Source organism: Alkalibacillus salilacus (assembly GCF_030812915.1).
Classification (GTDB): domain Bacteria; phylum Bacillota; class Bacilli; order Bacillales; family Alkalibacillaceae; genus Alkalibacillus; species Alkalibacillus salilacus.
Window position 1 is genome coordinate 125129 of record NZ_JAUSTQ010000001.1, and the last position, 16242, is coordinate 141370.

Below are 16242 nucleotides of genomic sequence, written 5' to 3' on the forward strand. Positions count from 1 at the left end.
GTACATAACAATGCTATAATCCTTTATAATAGACGGTAGATGCTTTCAGGAGGTCGTGACGATGACAGATGACATTCATAAACGGAAGAGTGAACATATCCAATATAGCCTGTCTGAGGAATCTTTAGGTCATGCGTCTAATGGTTTTGATGCTTATCGATTTCGGCATAATGCTTTACCTGAGCTAGACTTTGGGAAAATTAACTATCAGACCTTTATGTTTGATAAAGGTGTGAGGACACCATTTTTAATCAGTTCAATGACAGGTGGCGCGGAAATGGCTGAAACGATTAATCGTAATTTAGCTATCGCGGCTGAGGAACGTGGTTGGGCGTTAGGCTTAGGATCGACTCGTGTGATTTTAGAGAAAAAAGACTTTCTATCTTCTTTCCAGTTACGTTCATATGCACCGACCATTCCGATTATTGCTAATCTAGGTGCTGTCCAATTAAATTATGGCGTCACAGCGGATCAAGTTAAGCGCATGATCGATTTAACTGAGGCTGATGCTTTAGTGCTTCATTTGAATTCGATTCAAGAAGTGATTCAATCAAGTGGCGATACGAATTTCGCAAACTTACTTGAGAAGATTGATCTACTGACGACAGCTTTAGATATTCCAGTCGGTGCTAAAGAAGTTGGTTTCGGGATAGACGCGGATAATGCTCGAAGATTACGTGATGTAGGCATTGCTTTCATTGATGTGGCTGGGTCTGGTGGGACATCTTGGAGTCAGGTTGAAAAACTTCGCTCACAAGATCCGATTAAAAAGCAAGCAGCTGAGGCTTTTGCAGGCTGGGGCAATCCGACAGCGAGGTGTCTGACCGAGATTCGAAATGATTTACCGAACGCCTCATTAATTGCTAGTGGTGGTATTCGTGACGGATTAGATGCAGCGAAAGCATTAGCATTAGGCGCAGATCACGTCGGCTTTGCGCGTAAAGTTTTGACCGAAGCAGTTGAATCACCTGAACATGTGGTCGAATGGATGAAGGTAAAGGAACTCGAATTGCAAATGGTGATGTTCGGAATTGGGGCTGGTGACTTATCTGCACTTAAATCAACAGATCGCATCGAAAAAGCGTGACCCGACTGAGTTTGGGTCGAGTCACGCTTTCTTTTTGTGTTGAAAGTTATAATCAATGACTAAGAGCCCAATGGCAACCACAAATAATGTCATCGATTGACCATTTAGAGCCCATCCCTCTTGTTGCATACTTTCCGTTAAGAAATAAGCGATGACTGCTAAGGTGAACATCGTGCTAAACATACTGAAATAATTACGCGAAACGCCTCGCAAACGATCGAGACCATAGAATATAATTAAGACGATCGCGATGATGCTAAATAGTATTATTGCGATAGTCATAGGCTATCACCTCATCTTATGATTGTCCGAAGTTGTCTGGCATGACAGCAGCAACGACAACTCCCTTCGCAACCGCTTCACCATCCGCATAAACGACGGTATGCACATTGAATTTCTTCGGGTGAACTTCTTCAACCTCACCAGTGACGCGCAATTCCGTATTTTGTGGTGTTGGTTTTAAATATTTTACATTAAGCTCAGCTGTGACAAATCGTGGTGGCTCCACGCCATCTTCTGGCTCATGGCCATTTTTACGATGAAGTGCTAATGATGCTGATCCTGTCCCGTGACAGTCAATTAGTGATGCGATTAATCCACCGTATACATAACCCGGAATTGCGGTGTATTCTTCAGGTGGTTGATATACCGTTAGTGTCTCCGTGCCGTTCCAGCCTGTTCGAAAGCCATGACCTAATTCGTTATTCCGTCCACAGCCAAAGCAATGGGCTAAATCTTGAGGATAATAATCTTGAATCGCATGCTTAATCTCACTCATATTTTGAAGCCACCTTTCTAGTATTCTAGTCAAAATTTTATCACGAAATCTGATACAATAGAAATCACGTGCTAATTGAATGGCTCCAGATTGCTATAAAGGTTGTTACCGAGTTTATAACACTAGCAACTTAAGATTTCAACATAAAGGAAGGCTTTGACTATGATTTTGAAAAAGTTCTCCATTTTCTTCATTGGTTTATCTATTTTTTCATATGGGATTGCATTGGCGATCCAAGTTCAGTATCTCGGGATTCACCCGTGGGATGTGCTGACCATTGCATTCTACGATTTATTCGGGTTATCAGTTGGGACTTGGACGGTCATTATCGGGCTTGCTATTATCTTATTCACTTTGTTCGCCAGACGCGAATACATCAACATAGGTACTTTTCTAAACACGTTCCTTGTCGGGGTTTTCGTCGATATGTTTTTATATTTGGAATGGTTTCCGGCTTCAGATGTTCTGGTTGGTGATATTGCGATTATGTTACTGGCCATTGTTGCGATGGGAATCGGCGGTGGTACATATTCAGCTGCCCAGATTGGCCTCGGACCACGTGATGGTTTTATGCTGTCGATCTCCGATATGACCGGGAAATCCATTCAACGAATAAGAATTTATGTCGAGACGGGCGTGCTTATATTAGGGCTTGTGTTAGGTGGACCCGTTTTCGTGTTTACGTTTATCTTCACCTTTATTCAAAGTCCGATTTATCAACGTGTATTTTTCGCCATCAAGCCTTATACAACACGCGTACAGTAAAGAGGAGATGACTAAATGGCTAAGTATTATGTCTTTCTCATCCTAGTCGTGATGATGTTTTCAGGGAATTTAATCGTCGGAAAAGCTGTTTCCGATTTACCACCTATTACAGTGGCTTTCATCCGGAATGTGATTGCTTTTCTTGTGATTATGCCATTCGGCTTGAGACAATTTCGCCAAAATTACGATATCTTTCGCCGTGATTGGAAGCCATTATTAGGCTTTGCACTGACTGGTATTACGACCTTTAATGTTCTTATTTATTTGTCCTTAAATTATACGACGTCGACGAATGCTGGAATCGTTGAAGCGACGACACCTGTTTTCGCGCTTATTGTCGGTTATATCTTTTTGAAAGAACGCTTATCAGCACGGCAATTAACAGGTGTTGGCTTGTCTTTTATTGGTGCAGTCTGGGTACTGATTGAGGGGTCAGTTGACCGTTTGCTAGCTTTGCAAATTAATCCAGGTGACCTGACAATGCTTTTAGCCATGATCGTTTGGGCGTTCTACTCGTTATTCTTAAAACAACATAATCACAAATATCCAATTTACGGGGCGATGTTCGCGATGATCGGCCTAGGCGCACTCCTCATGATCCCCGTCGTTACGGTCGAATGGTTATTTGTAAAGCCAAGTATGGACTGGTTTAGCGGATCGAGTTTACTAGGCTTACTGTATCTCGGAATCTTCCCATCGGTGATTGCTCTTTACTTTTGGAATGCAGCTGTTCAAAATCTGGGGCCGTCCTTGTCGAGTGTATTTTTAAACTTATTACCCGTGTTTACAACGATTGGAGCGATGATCTTCCTAGGTGAAAACGTCAGCCTCGCTCAAGTCGCAGGTGGTGTCGTCGTTGTTGCCGGAGTTTTGATTGCAACGAATGTGAGGTTGTCGATGTTTAAACGGAAGAAGGAAGCAAAGAGTGTTCGACGCGATGAATCAGCGTGAAGGTCTGCATATCGTGATCGAGGATTGGACGGAAGCCATTATTTTATCGGCGGGCGTCGATATATTCTAGATGGCGCCGTTAAAATTGAAATGGTGCTGATAAATTTAGAATCCCGCCGTTATTATTGAAAAGTCGCCGTTACCTAAAATATATCGGCACGATTCATGACAAATGATACACAACTGCGAGCAGTTGTGTGTTTTTTTGAGCAAAAAATAAACCGGTTAGTGCTCAGACTAACCGGTGGCAGTTGCTTCATCTATTTGAATAGTATGAAATAGGTTCTCTATCTAACTTGTTTAGCGGTGTGCTAGATCCATTTCATGTTCACTATGAGCTGGGTCTAGGCGTAGATCGGATTTCTTCTTCTTGATGCGATTCATGATACTATCAACAAAATATACAGTCGCTAAAAAGAAAAACACAATCGTTGAAACAAGAATTAAAGATGTTGTCATCTTCATCTACCCCTTTCCAGTAAAAATTATCATTTATCATGATTTCCTACTATATAGTATCACATTTATCGGTTATTACAAGTGAAAAAGTTCATTCTTACAAATTCTTTTAATTACTATCAAATGCTAATACATTCTCCAAAATTAAATCGAATCTGAAATAAGCGCTCAGGACGCCATTGTAAGCAGTTTCATAATGATTCGATTTTTAAATTTACTCATTTTTAGGGGAATTTTGGCACCAAACGGAATATACTTACTTTAGAAAGTAATAAATGGCTATATGCGTTTAAATTCATCCAATTGTTCACCTATTCTCTAAATTTGGTACGGATTGATGAGACAATTTTATGATTTATCATCGAGTCGGGGGGATTTTCCATCGGGAACTGGATGTTTTCCATCGACCTAGCGCAGCTTTCCATCGATATTTAATATTTACCATCGAGTTAGAGCTTCTTACCATCGAGTAAACGTGGTTTTCCATCGAGTTATGTTTTTTATCATCGAGTTAAGATAATTTTCCCGTGGCAGCAACTACGACATAAAAAAGCGAGATTCCTAAAGTAGGAATCTCGCTTTTCATCCAAAATCACGATAAAAAGATTGCGCCATAGGATAAAGCGCTAAGGATCACAAACGCGGGGTGAATATGCCAGCGTTCGAGTGCTAGGAAACTGAGGACAATTAATAGTAGCGTCTGGACAAGTCCTGCGCCTTCATAGGATGTAGAGAAGAATTGAAAGGCTAATACACCTAGCAATATCGCAATGGCAGGTCTGATTAAAGTCGTCATCCGCTTCACTTTCGGCGAGTTTTTAAATCGCATAAGAAGTTTCAGCAAAATAATCATCGCAATGAGGGATGGGAGAACCGTTGCGGTAATGGCAACGATTGCACCGAAGACGCCTCCGACTTCATAACCGATATAACCAGCCATTTTTGTCGCAATTGGTCCTGGCAGAGCGTTACCTAGTGCTAATACTTCACCGAATTCGGGCGTTGTCATCCATCCATAGCGCTGGACGACTTCGTATTCGATAAGCGGAATAGATGCAGGTCCACCGCCATAACCAACTACCCCAGGGATTAAAAATGCTAAAAATAAGTGCCAATACTCGATCATGACGCGTCACCTTCTTTCGCTTCAGATGACGGGGTCTTCTTAACTAACGCATAAATAATCAGAGCTGCAATTAAAATAGCAGGATGCAGTCCAATAAGTTCAAATGCTATTAAACTGACGACACTTAAGCCGATTACAACTGGCCAACCTAAGTCACCCTGTGAACGACGTAAGAAATTGTATGCCAACATAAATAGCATCACACCGACAACGGGTGCAATCGCGTTGGTCATCCCCTGCACAACAGGAGAGTCACGGTAATTAATCAACACACTAATCAGTGCAATCATAATCAAAACAGTTGGTAATACAGTCGCAGCTAGAGCTGTCGTAAGTCCGACATAACCACCGATGCGGTACCCGATATAACCGGCCATCTTGGTCATGATCGGTCCTGGTAGCGAATTACCAATCGCTAGAACATCTGAGAATTCCTCATCACTGAGCCAGCCATATGTATCGACAACCTCTTTATGGACGAGTGGAATTGTCGCTGGTCCACCGCCATATCCTAACATCCCAGCCCTAAAAAAGCTGATGAAGATATCTTTTTGTAAAGCAAATCCCACTCTAGTCTCCCCTTTCTAAATTCGAAAATGACAGAATTATTATTCATTGGACTATAGTATGACATATTGCGACGTTTCTTTTATAATTAAAATAAGTAATCTTAACTAAAGCGTGGTGCTATAATGAAATTAACCGATACCGATTTTAAAATTTTAAATATACTAAGTGACAATGGGCGCATGTCCTATGTTGACTTGGCCAAAGAGCTTGGCTTATCCCGTGTTGCGGTTCGCGACCGAATTAATCAAATGCAAGAAGCTGGGATCATCGAAAAATTCAGCGTCGTGATTAACTCTGAGAAGGTCGGTAAAGGGGTTTCTGCTTTCTTTAACGTCGACTGTGAGCCAAACTCACTCGTTTATGTAGCAGAAAAGTTAGCCGACCATCCTAACGTGGCGAGTTGTTATCAGATGACGGGACCAAGCACCTTGCACACACATGTCCTTGTCGAAGACTTCCAAGCGTTAGAGAAATTTATCAACGAAGAGCTTTACGCATTAGAAGGCATTACACGCGTCGAAAGCCATATTCTCTTGCGTCGCTTCAAAAGTCGCACGGGTCTCAAATTATAATCACTCAAAAACAGGCTGAGCAATCAGCCTGTTTTTGCTTTACCATGCAGCGACATTACCATCAGTTCGTGGTTCCGTTCCACCTGCTAAGACACCTGTTTCTGGGTCGCGCCAAATAATTTGCCCGCGTCCAAACTCATATGGATAGAGTGTTTTTTGAATTTGATGCCCTTTTCGCTGTAGTGCTTGGGCGATATGATCTGGGAATGTCGGCTCAACTTTTACCTTCTTCTCTTCTGCCCACTGCCATCTCGGGGCATCAAGCGCTGCTTGTGGGTTCAAATGAAAATCGACCGTATTCATGACCACCTGCGCGTGACCTTGAGGTTGCATGAAACCACCCATCACACCGAATGGCCCAACTGGTTGATCGTCTTTCGATAAAAAGCCTGGAATAATCGTGTGGAATGTCTGCTTACCTGGCTTAAGCACATTAGCATGATTTTCATCAAGCGAGAATGTATGGCCCCGATTTTGCATCGCAATGCCTGTTCCCGGAATCACAACCCCAGAACCAAAGCCCATATAATTACTCTGAATAAACGAGACCATATTGCCCTCACCATCAGCAGTCGATAAATACACCGTTCCACCACGTGGCGGCTCACCTGCTTCAGGCTGTAATGCTTCATCACCAATTAATGCCCGTCGTTGTTCCGCATAATCATCTGATAGTAGATCATCAACAGAGACATCCATGTGATCTTGTTGCGTGATATATTCTAAACCATCCGAAAACGCGAGCTTCATCGCTTCGATTTGCTTATGATACGTATCAACACTATCTTTCTCACTGAATTCATAGCCTTTTAACATATTAAGTGCAATTAAAGCGATTAAGCCTTGGCCGTTCGGAGGGATTTCCCACACATCATAGCCACGATAATTCACTTTAATCGGATCAACCCACTCTGGTTTATAGCCAGCTAGGTCTTCTTTCGTTAGATAACCATCATGCTGCTTGAAAAAATCATCAATTTGATCCGCTAATTCCCCGCGATAAAAAGATTCCGCTTTTGTTTCAGCAATTTTGCGTAGTGTATTGGCATGACCTTGTGACGACCACATATCCCCAGCCTCAGGCGCTCGTTCTTTAGGCGCAAACGTTTCAAACCAATGTTTATAAATATCATCCTGGAACGTTTTCGTAAATTTATTATAGGCCGCTTTCCAATGAAACGCTAAAGTCGGCGATAATGGATAACCCTGTTCAGCATATGTAATGGCAGGTTCCATGACTTCTGTTAACGGTAATTTCCCGAATTTATCCGATAACTCCGCCCAAGCAGCTGGCGTTCCCGGTACCGTTACGGGCACTTTACCAAACGTCGGCATTTCCTCATAACCTGCTTCTTTTAACTGATCGACAGAAATATTTTGCGGTGCATAACCACTCGCGTTTAGCCCGTGAATCTTACCATCAACCCACACAAGCGCAAACGCATCTGATCCGATTCCGTTCGATGTCGGCTCTAATACGGTGAGTGCAGCCGCTGTCGCAATAGCCGCATCAATCGCGTTACCACCTTGTTTTAAAATATCGCGCCCAGCCTCTGCTGCTAACGGCTGAGACGTTGCGACCATCCCGTTTCGCCCGTATACAACATTTCGGCGTGAACCATATGGATAATACTGTGCATCATAACCTACCATTTTGTCTCTATCTCCCTTCAAACAACTAACAATGATTAATCATTTTCATCAATCCTACCACATTCAGTTAAGATAATCGAGTGTTTATTAGACAAAAATGATGGATTTACTAAAAAAGACGAGCAGCCGTAGCCACTCGTCTTAACTTACTTTCGCACAATCTTGATTACAATACGTCAGATTATTTTCTCTTACGCGACAGCGTGCACATAACGGTTTGCGACATGAGCTGCATTTAGCAATCGCCTTCTTCTCACAATAGCGACACCTTTCCATAGACACCCTCCATCATATCGTTTCCCATCATAATATGAAGGGTGTCCGACGTTTATGCTTCAGAATTCTTACGATCAGCAAAAACAGCCATCGCCTCACTCATAAACTGTGCTAAACCATCACCAAATTGATCGATGTTCTTTTGAAAACGTTCATCTTGAACATACATCATCCCTAGACCTTTAAACATGTCTGGCGTGTACGTCGTAAAATAATTATTCAAAAAGTCATACCACTCTTTAATCCCGTCCTGAGCTATTTTGGAGGCTGGATCTTCAAGTCTAATCGCAGCTAATTCACGATAAATCTCATTCATCTGCTCCTGTTTATCTTCGCCCATCTGCATCGCATTTGCCTGGGCTTCATCAACCTTCGCATCGCCCCAACGCTCACGCGCCTCAGCTTCGTAAGGGTTGTGACTAAAATCAAATCCTTTGAACTTCTCTTCATTAGCCATAGATACACCCCCTTCTTGTGCACGAATCGTTTCATCCACCGTCTCTAACATTTGATTAAGTTGATCCCGTTTATCGATTAACATTTTACGGTGGAGTTTTAAAGCTTCGAGTTGATCATAATCCGGATTGTGGATGATTTCCTTAATATCTTGTAATGAAAAGCCTAATGTTTTAAAAAATAAGATATGCTGCAACACCGTTAAATCCTCGTCATGATAATCACGGTAGCCCGTGTCTGGATCCTTCTCAGGCGTTAATAAACCGATCTCATCATAATGATGAAGCGTGCGCACACTGATCCCGACTAATTGCGCAACATCCTGTACTTTCAATCTGACCAACCCCTTCACTAGAAGCATAATCCCTCACGTAACGTGAAAGTCAACAATTTTATCGTGGATAAAACAGCGGAAAACTGTGTATAGGTTTGGGAAAATTCCACTTAATTTGTGTATAAATCCGGGATAACCCTTTATTTCTTGTGGAAAAACACTATGTAAACGCTCACTTATGCACATTTGCACACATTTTCCTGTGTATAATGTGAAGTTTTCCACAAAATCATAGTGAAAAACTCACTAGTTATGCACAGTGGCGGACTCTTTTACCCTTTATGTACGCTGATAATTGTGGATTGGCGATGGTATAAGGTGCATTAGCGATGGTATTTTAATCAGACTCGATGGTAAGTTGTGAATAGTTGATGGTAAATCCTTATTGTCGATGATATTTCACCCGAACTTGATGATAAGTCGTGCCCAGTCGCTGGTAAAATTATTTTCTCGATGGTATTTTAATTAGGCTCGATGGTAAATCACTTTTAGTCGATGGTAATCCCTAAAATCACGCCGATAAAAAATGACACCTCCCTAGTCACAGGACTAAGGAGATGCAAATCATTCTTTATTTAAAGATCTTCTGCGGTAAATAAGCTGACACAAGGTAATTTGGCACATCAACGATTTCACTAATTTTCAAATCAACAGCTACACTCGATAATGTGTAAGCGTCGGCATCGCTCAGGCCATACGTTTCACCAAGGTGTTCAATCATGTATTCAACTGCTTTTTTCGAAGCTGTCATTAAGTCGTCACTATGGCCGGTTGTCACATAGTAACCCTGCTCATCCAAATCAGTCGTCAAAGGACCAGGCGTGATAAAGCGAGGTTCTTGGATTGATTTCCCTTTATGGAGTTTGAACTTAAGTTGAATTTCCATCGGGGCCTCAATCGCAGTACCACACACTTCACCGTCTCCTTGCGCCGCGTGAGTATCTCCGACTGAAAATAAAGCACCTGCAACCCAGACTGGTAGTAATAATCGCGTGCCTTTTGTTAAATGACGAATATCCATATTGCCACCATTATGACGCGGGGGTACTAAACTATGCGCGCCCGCTTCAGGTAACGCCACACCAATTGTTCCAGGAAACGGCTTCGTTGGAATCTCAATGCCATCCGCAAACTGAGCTGTTTGCTGGCCACTTAAATCCCAAATTTTCAAATGAGGATCGGGGAATTGATCACTTAACAGACCGAAACCAGGAATGATCGCGGTCCAGCCCCAGCTCATCATTCCGAAATGCTCAATCTCAACTTCTAACGTGTCCCCCGGCTCAGCACCTTCAATATAAATTGGACCAGTTACAGGATTCACTTTACTAAAATCCATATTCGCGACATCTTGAGCCGTCGATTTCGCTGACAATTGACCGCCAGATGCATCATGAACTTCAAAATGCACACTTTCTCCCGGCTTCACCGATTGAATAGGCTCGATACTGTTATCCCAAACCGTGTGATGACAGTGCTTATGAATCGTATGTTGATGATTATGCATCGAATCACTCCTTTTTCAAGCATCATAGCATAAATTGATCAGAATTTTTAGTGAATAATTATGAGGACTATTAAGCTCATCAGTTATCAACGCCATTTTATGTTTATCAGCGAGTTTTTCAATATAGTAACCAATATTTTTGCTTTATCGGCGACCTGAGAGATTTATCGACGAGTTCTAATTTTTATCGGCGTCTCACAAAATATATCGGCGCCATCTGAAATTTATCAGCGACTTGCCACTATATATCAGCGACCCATCATAAAGAGGAACAACCCTCCTCAAGCACATCATTTGGCTAAAGCATCGATTTTTACGTACAATTAAAAAGTGACGAATTATACACCACAAGGAGGGTACGGCCCTATGAAAGCCGTTCGAATACACAATTACGGTGGGCAAGAACAGCTCATTGAAGAAAATATTGAGAAACCAAGGCCAGCTGCAGGTCAGGTCATTGTAAAACAGCACGCAACTTCTATTAATCCGATTGATTGGAAGCTTCGCGCTGGATATTTACAAGATATGGTCCCATTCGAATTTCCTGTGATTTTAGGCTGGGATACAGCAGGTATCATTGATGAAGTGGCAGACGACGTGACTGATTTCGAAATTGGCGATCGTGTCTTTGCACGTCCAGAACTGACCAATCAAGGAACATACGCGGAATACACAGCAGTAGATGCTCATCTACTCGCACATATCCCTGAAAACCTCACTTTCCAAGAGGCTGCAGGTGTCCCACTTACAACGATGACAGCTTGGCAATGTCTATACGATTTCGCTGACATTCAACCAGGTGACAAAGTCCTCATTCACGCTGGTGCTGGCGGTGTTGGTACGATGGCGATTCAACTAGCCAAAGTAACAGGCGCAAAAGTCGTCACTACCGCAAGCACACACAACGTTGAATTCCTTTATTCACTTGGCGCTGATAAAGTCATTGATTATAAAAAACAAGACTTCGACGACGAATTAGAGGATGTCGATTTCGTTCTCGATACACTTGGCGGAGAAATTCAAGAACGTAGCTATAAAGTGCTGAAAAATGGCGGTCAGCTCGCTTCTATAGCAGCTCCACCTGAACAAGAACAAGCTGAAGCACACGGGGTAAAAGCAGGCTTTGTCTGGTTAGAACCTGTGGGTGAACAAATGCGCGCCATCGCAAAACTGCTTGAAGACGAAAAAATCAAGCCAATCGTCGGGCATCAATACCCTCTATCTGAACAAGGCATTCGCGACGCCCATGCGTTAAGCGAAACCCATCACGCTAAAGGTAAAATCATTATCGATATAGACTAAACGAAAAGCTGGATGAGCGCACTCATCCAGCTTTTTTATTGATCCAAAAATTCTCTTAACGATGACGCCAAATATTCCACGTCATGATAACCTTGATTATAAAGTGCCGTTAACTTTTGCTTATTTCGCCCCACACGACCGACTTCTGGCGCACGGGACGGACTGATCACAAACACATTACCTTTCGCTTCCTGTTCATAAATATAATCAAGCGTCTGATTATACACATGATGCCTGTGGTCCAACGCCTCAAGTAACCCAGGATAATCCCGATACTTTCGCCGAATCCATCTACGAAATGATTGCGGTTTTTTATAGTACCCTCGTTCCTTGGTAAGCACAACAACATGCTTCGAGTTCCCATCACGCTCCGATTGTTTCAGTGGAATCGGATCCGCAATCCCACCATCCATTAAATACTGTCCTTCAAACTCAACGACAGGCGCGACTAAGGGTAGAGAACTCGATGCTCTCAGCAACGTGACCATATCATCAGGATAATCCGACTTCCGGTAATACAACGCTTCGCCTGACATGCAATCCGTTACACCAACAACAAAATCCTCTGTCGCCTGATCAAACGTCTGATAATCAAACGGCGCTAACTCATTCGGCAACCGATCAAATAAGAAATCCATTCCGAATAACTGACGTTTCCGAATCAAATTCCGAAGCGACAAATATTCCGGATGATCCACAAAATCAATATTGACTTGCCGATTCCGATCCAACTGCCTCGCGACGTACGACGAGCCATTACAAGCCCCTGCCGATACGCCTATCGTATAAGGTAAATACCAATCCTGCTCCATCATATAACGCAACACACCAGCCGAATAAACCCCTCGACTGCCGCCACCTTCTAGTACTAATCCTGATTGTTTCATCGTATCCCTCGTTCATTATTATATAATCATCTATTCAAAAAACTATCATATCTATACCACTTATACGAGTATTATTTATCTGTTAAATATTTATACAAATGATAAACTACAGGCTCTTCCAACAACATGCTCATATGAACAACTGGAATTTGTTTACCGTGTTTATCCAACATCTTATCTTCAACTACAGTTTCTCGGTCAGGTGTTGCCTGCCCCAGATAATAAAAGTCTTTTCCTTCATCATCATCTTTCTTTAGAAAAATATGAATATCAATGCCTTGATTTTGAGCATGAATAATACTTTGTACTTCATGTGACTTTAATGAACGATTACTTCTTGTATACCATTTAAAAACGTCAGGACTTAAGAGCTCATCGCCATAATCAATACTCGATTCAACGTCTTGTTTATGGTACGTTACAAAAATTGGACAAGTGCCGTGTTTCACTTTATATCCATATACTGTTGAGCTTTCGTCCTTATCCCATCCCAATAACTTACATGCATCTTTACGAGAATATTTCTCATACAACGTAAACGGCTCATAATTATTATACTTTTTAGCTTTCTCTTTAGCCGTTTCCAATACGTCTAACACTAACGTTTTAAATAATTCATCTTTTAATCCTTGAATGAAAGTATTATTTAGTGTAAAAACTTTTTGATCAATAACGACTAATGCTTCACCACCATACTTCTTCACATCAGTGTCTTTGAAAAACGATAAATTGAGCATATTTTTTACTGAATTAATAGTCTTCTGGTCTGTTTCACACCCGATGCTAGATAACCTATTTATATAGTCTTCCTCTGTGATCGAACCGTGCTCGATTAACATTCCTAATAAAACGATCTCTTGAAGTCGTTTTCCATTTAAAACCTCTTTCGATAGCATTGTTAGTGCCTTATATTCCTGTAAACCGATACTAGGTAGTTCCTTCACCCCTACTTTATGCAAGAACTCAAAATAATTATCGTATTTTTCGGCAATTACATCTGGGTCAATTGAGTCGTGGTTTAAAAAATCATATAAATAAGGAACTTTACCCAGTTTATGTTTAAGTTGTTTAAATTCTTCTCTTAAAATCTTTAATTGGGATAAGTTTTCGTTATTAATAGATTCAAAAACATGTTTCTTAGCGACTTCTTCAAAATTGATGGTTGATACACCTGTAATATAGCTTGTATCCACTGTTTTACGGCGAATATTATCTTTGTTTTGTGAATGGTCACCTGATAAAGCAACGGGAATCAAATAGTTTTTCTTATAATTACCGATAAAATCAATCACCGTTACGAAGTCTTTCGAATCATGTTTTCGTAACCCTCTTCCTAATTGTTGGACGAAAATAATGCTTGATTCCGTTTGACGTAACATAACCACTTGATTGATCGATGGAATGTCAATTCCCTCATTAAAAATGTCGACGGTAAGAATGTAATCAAGCTCTCCACTTTCTAGTTTATTAACATATTCTAATCTCACATCTTGAGAGTCTTCACCTGTTAGGGCAACCGTTCTATAACCTCGTTCATTGATCAACACAGATAATTTTTTAGCTTCCTCCCTTTGGCTACAGAAGATTAAGCCTTTAACACGGTCCCCTGAATAACCGTAATAATGCACTTTCTCTAAAACATGTTCAACTCGTTCTTTCGTGACTAACTGGGATAATTTAGTCGTATCGTCGATTGTTTCTCCGTTGATTTCGAAGTCTGTCACACCGAAATAATGAAAGGGGCAAAGCATATCCTCTTCCATAGCTTCTTGTAAGCGTATTTCATAAGCAATGTTGTAATCAAATAGCTCATATATATTAAAATCATCTGTACGTTCTGGCGTTGCAGTCATACCCATTAAGAATTGTGGTTCGAAATGATTGATCACTTTTTGGTAAGATTGAGCACCTGCTTTGTGGACCTCATCAACTAATATGTAATCGAATAATTCTGGATCTAATTGTTGCAATGTTTCATCTTTAGATATTGTTTGAATCGTCGCAAACAAATATCTAGCATTCAGATCCTTGCTTGAACCAGACAATATGCCGAAATCATCATCTTTACCACCCAGAATCGTCTTATAATCTTTTAATGCTTTTTTCAATATTTGCTCACGGTGAACAATGAATAACATTCGCTTCGGTTTGTAGCGCCTGACATCAAACGCAGATAAAAAGGTTTTCCCTGTTCCGGTCGCAGATACGACTAACCCTTTATCATGTCCCTGATCTCTAACTACTTCTATTTCATGCAAGGCTGCTTCTTGCATTTTGTTCGGCGTGACATTTACTGCTTTTTCTAGCGAATTAAATTGATACTCTCCAGGAAATTCAAAGACATTTTCTGACCATCGCTCTTGTTCTATTGGTCGATACATCAGTTCATATTGATCAATCCATTCAGACGTTAAAGGCTGAGACCCATCCCAAACATCTTCAAATTGCTCTTTAAAATGATTGACTAACTCGCCATTATCATGTGAACTCAGCTTCACATTCCATTCATGATTCACTTTCAATGCGTGCGCTGTCAGATTTGAACTACCGATGATTAAGGATTGGTATGAATCGTGTTCGAATATGTATCCTTTTGCGTGAAATCCTTTAACATCCGTTAATCGTACTTCGACATTTGTAACTTTTAACAACTCGCGGAACACATTTGGTTGATTAAAATGCAAAAATGTTGACGTTAAAATTTTACCTGTTATTCCTTTTTTCTTAAGGTCATGCAGTAATGCTTTCAAAGCTGCCAGTCCACTTTCAGTAATGAATGCAACAGAAAAAATAAATGAATCACAATTCTCTAATTCTTCATGAAATGCCGATAAAACCGTGTGATGACTTTGTTGGTCATTGATCAATAATTGTGGTTTATAAGCTTCACTACTTTTTACATAGCGGTCAATAAACCCTTTCCGCAGTGAGTTTTCTAGGTCCTGTACAAAGCTCTCCATGGTATCCCCCTTAGGAACTGTTCTTTACAGAGAAGTCTAATTCAATTTGCTCGATAGCTGGTATATCAGCTGGTGCCCAATCTAATAGAGATAACTCATTTGCTGCTAACCAATCTATTTTCACGTGTTCCGTCAAAATAGGTTCACCTTCGACTAATGTGCAGTAAAACGTAGTTAAATGAATCACACCAAAATCGTATTCATAAACAGTATGTTCTACCTGGTCGCCAATGTGAATCGGACACTGAAACTCTTCATCAATTTCCCGTCTCAATGCATCTTGAGGTGTTTCATCGGTTTCCACTTTGCCACCAGGAAATTCCCATTTATAGGCAAGGGTCGATTTATTTCCTCTTTGAGCACAGAGAATTTTATCATCTTTTATAATTACTGCTCCAACAACATATATATCTTTTTTCATACGAATCCTCCGAACTAAGCAATATTATACTTACATTATAACAAAATAAGAATATTAAAAATAAAATATCATTTTAAGAAGTAACATGTAACCCATAGTTCCATAATATGTTAATATTGACTTACCATTTGAACGATA

General features: G+C 40.9%; 16 protein-coding genes. 5 read left to right on the top strand and 11 right to left on the bottom strand.

What is annotated here, in order from left to right; translation table 11 throughout:
* Positions 1–61 precede the first annotated feature (61 nt).
* Positions 62–1087 (top strand): type 2 isopentenyl-diphosphate Delta-isomerase, encoded by a 1026-nt coding sequence (fni, locus tag J2S77_RS00635; protein WP_306973686.1) that lies wholly within the window; start codon positions 62–64, stop codon positions 1085–1087.
* Positions 1088–1108: 21 nt separating this feature from the next.
* Here the strand turns inward: fni and J2S77_RS00640 are convergent, their stop codons facing one another.
* Positions 1109–1369 (bottom strand): hypothetical protein, encoded by a 261-nt coding sequence (locus J2S77_RS00640; RefSeq protein ID WP_306973688.1) that lies wholly within the window; start codon positions 1367–1369, stop codon positions 1109–1111.
* A 16-nt stretch (positions 1370–1385) separates the two neighbouring features.
* Complete coding sequence (locus J2S77_RS00645) at positions 1386–1865, bottom strand: PaaI family thioesterase (protein ID WP_306973689.1); 480 nt, start codon at positions 1863–1865, stop codon at positions 1386–1388.
* 162 nt (positions 1866–2027) lie between these two features.
* Here J2S77_RS00645 and J2S77_RS00650 point away from each other — a divergent pair, with 162 nt between their 5' ends.
* Both J2S77_RS00650 and J2S77_RS00655 read left to right on the top strand, forming a co-directional pair.
* Positions 2028–2630 carry a YczE/YyaS/YitT family protein gene (locus J2S77_RS00650; protein ID WP_306973691.1) on the top strand — a complete coding sequence of 201 codons (603 nt, stop codon included), beginning with the start codon at positions 2028–2030 and terminating at the stop codon, positions 2628–2630.
* Between the two features lie 15 nt (positions 2631–2645).
* Positions 2646–3581 (top strand): DMT family transporter, encoded by a 936-nt coding sequence (locus J2S77_RS00655; protein ID WP_306973693.1) that lies wholly within the window; start codon positions 2646–2648, stop codon positions 3579–3581.
* 300 nt (positions 3582–3881) lie between these two features.
* Here J2S77_RS00655 and J2S77_RS00660 read toward each other — a convergent pair whose 3' ends face one another.
* The 3 genes from J2S77_RS00660 to J2S77_RS00670 form a co-directional block, all read right to left on the bottom strand.
* The gene (locus J2S77_RS00660; protein WP_306973695.1) at positions 3882–4040 is read right to left on the bottom strand and encodes a hypothetical protein; all 159 of its coding nucleotides are present in this window, start codon (positions 4038–4040) and stop codon (positions 3882–3884) included.
* 592 nt (positions 4041–4632) lie between these two features.
* A complete protein-coding gene (locus J2S77_RS00665; RefSeq protein ID WP_306973696.1) occupies positions 4633–5166 on the bottom strand; it encodes a chromate transporter in 534 nt (177 codons plus the stop codon).
* Positions 5163–5735 (bottom strand): chromate transporter, encoded by a 573-nt coding sequence (locus tag J2S77_RS00670; RefSeq protein ID WP_306973698.1) that lies wholly within the window; start codon positions 5733–5735, stop codon positions 5163–5165. The genes J2S77_RS00665 and J2S77_RS00670 overlap by 4 nt, the downstream gene beginning before the upstream one ends.
* A 123-nt stretch (positions 5736–5858) precedes the next feature.
* Here J2S77_RS00670 and J2S77_RS00675 point away from each other — a divergent pair, with 123 nt between their 5' ends.
* Positions 5859–6308, top strand: a complete 450-nt coding sequence (locus tag J2S77_RS00675; protein WP_167261264.1) for an Lrp/AsnC family transcriptional regulator — start codon at positions 5859–5861, stop codon at positions 6306–6308.
* 39 nt (positions 6309–6347) lie between these two features.
* Here the strand turns inward: J2S77_RS00675 and ggt are convergent, their stop codons facing one another.
* The 3 genes from ggt to J2S77_RS00690 all read right to left on the bottom strand — a co-directional run bounded on the left by ggt (position 6348) and on the right by J2S77_RS00690 (position 10534).
* The gene (ggt, locus tag J2S77_RS00680; protein ID WP_306973701.1) at positions 6348–7961 is read right to left on the bottom strand and encodes a gamma-glutamyltransferase; all 1614 of its coding nucleotides are present in this window, start codon (positions 7959–7961) and stop codon (positions 6348–6350) included.
* Positions 7962–8289: 328 nt separating this feature from the next.
* A complete protein-coding gene (locus J2S77_RS00685; RefSeq protein ID WP_306973702.1) occupies positions 8290–9054 on the bottom strand; it encodes a MerR family transcriptional regulator in 765 nt (254 codons plus the stop codon).
* A 544-nt stretch (positions 9055–9598) separates the two neighbouring features.
* Positions 9599–10534, bottom strand: coding sequence for an acetamidase/formamidase family protein (locus J2S77_RS00690; RefSeq protein WP_306973704.1), 936 nt, complete (start codon positions 10532–10534; stop codon positions 9599–9601).
* Positions 10535–10900: 366 nt separating this feature from the next.
* Here J2S77_RS00690 and J2S77_RS00695 point away from each other — a divergent pair, with 366 nt between their 5' ends.
* Positions 10901–11836 (top strand): NADP-dependent oxidoreductase, encoded by a 936-nt coding sequence (locus J2S77_RS00695; protein ID WP_306973706.1) that lies wholly within the window; start codon positions 10901–10903, stop codon positions 11834–11836.
* 35 nt (positions 11837–11871) lie between these two features.
* Here the strand turns inward: J2S77_RS00695 and J2S77_RS00700 are convergent, their stop codons facing one another.
* The 3 genes from J2S77_RS00700 to J2S77_RS00710 all read right to left on the bottom strand — a co-directional run bounded on the left by J2S77_RS00700 (position 11872) and on the right by J2S77_RS00710 (position 16104).
* Positions 11872–12723, bottom strand: a complete 852-nt coding sequence (locus J2S77_RS00700) for a patatin-like phospholipase family protein (protein ID WP_306973708.1) — start codon at positions 12721–12723, stop codon at positions 11872–11874.
* Between the two features lie 71 nt (positions 12724–12794).
* Positions 12795–15683 carry a DEAD/DEAH box helicase gene (locus J2S77_RS00705; protein ID WP_306973710.1) on the bottom strand — a complete coding sequence of 963 codons (2889 nt, stop codon included), beginning with the start codon at positions 15681–15683 and terminating at the stop codon, positions 12795–12797.
* Between the two features lie 10 nt (positions 15684–15693).
* A complete protein-coding gene (locus tag J2S77_RS00710; RefSeq protein WP_306973711.1) occupies positions 15694–16104 on the bottom strand; it encodes a (deoxy)nucleoside triphosphate pyrophosphohydrolase in 411 nt (136 codons plus the stop codon).
* Positions 16105–16242 lie beyond the last annotated feature (138 nt).

Coding starts and splice junctions, on each gene's coding strand:
- J2S77_RS00655 (WP_306973693.1), top strand. CDS start 2,646: ATGGCTAAGTATTATGTCTTTCTCATCCTAGTCGTGATGATGTTTTCA.
- J2S77_RS00640 (WP_306973688.1), bottom strand. CDS start 1,369: ATGACTATCGCAATAATACTATTTAGCATCATCGCGATCGTCTTAATT.
- J2S77_RS00685 (WP_306973702.1), bottom strand. CDS start 9,054: ATGCTTCTAGTGAAGGGGTTGGTCAGATTGAAAGTACAGGATGTTGCG.
- fni (WP_306973686.1), top strand. CDS start 62: ATGACAGATGACATTCATAAACGGAAGAGTGAACATATCCAATATAGC.
- J2S77_RS00650 (WP_306973691.1), top strand. CDS start 2,028: ATGATTTTGAAAAAGTTCTCCATTTTCTTCATTGGTTTATCTATTTTT.
- J2S77_RS00645 (WP_306973689.1), bottom strand. CDS start 1,865: ATGAGTGAGATTAAGCATGCGATTCAAGATTATTATCCTCAAGATTTA.
- J2S77_RS00675 (WP_167261264.1), top strand. CDS start 5,859: ATGAAATTAACCGATACCGATTTTAAAATTTTAAATATACTAAGTGAC.
- J2S77_RS00695 (WP_306973706.1), top strand. CDS start 10,901: ATGAAAGCCGTTCGAATACACAATTACGGTGGGCAAGAACAGCTCATT.
- J2S77_RS00700 (WP_306973708.1), bottom strand. CDS start 12,723: ATGAAACAATCAGGATTAGTACTAGAAGGTGGCGGCAGTCGAGGGGTT.
- ggt (WP_306973701.1), bottom strand. CDS start 7,961: ATGGTAGGTTATGATGCACAGTATTATCCATATGGTTCACGCCGAAAT.
- J2S77_RS00660 (WP_306973695.1), bottom strand. CDS start 4,040: ATGACAACATCTTTAATTCTTGTTTCAACGATTGTGTTTTTCTTTTTA.
- J2S77_RS00665 (WP_306973696.1), bottom strand. CDS start 5,166: ATGATCGAGTATTGGCACTTATTTTTAGCATTTTTAATCCCTGGGGTA.
- J2S77_RS00690 (WP_306973704.1), bottom strand. CDS start 10,534: ATGCATAATCATCAACATACGATTCATAAGCACTGTCATCACACGGTT.
- J2S77_RS00705 (WP_306973710.1), bottom strand. CDS start 15,683: ATGGAGAGCTTTGTACAGGACCTAGAAAACTCACTGCGGAAAGGGTTT.
- J2S77_RS00710 (WP_306973711.1), bottom strand. CDS start 16,104: ATGAAAAAAGATATATATGTTGTTGGAGCAGTAATTATAAAAGATGAT.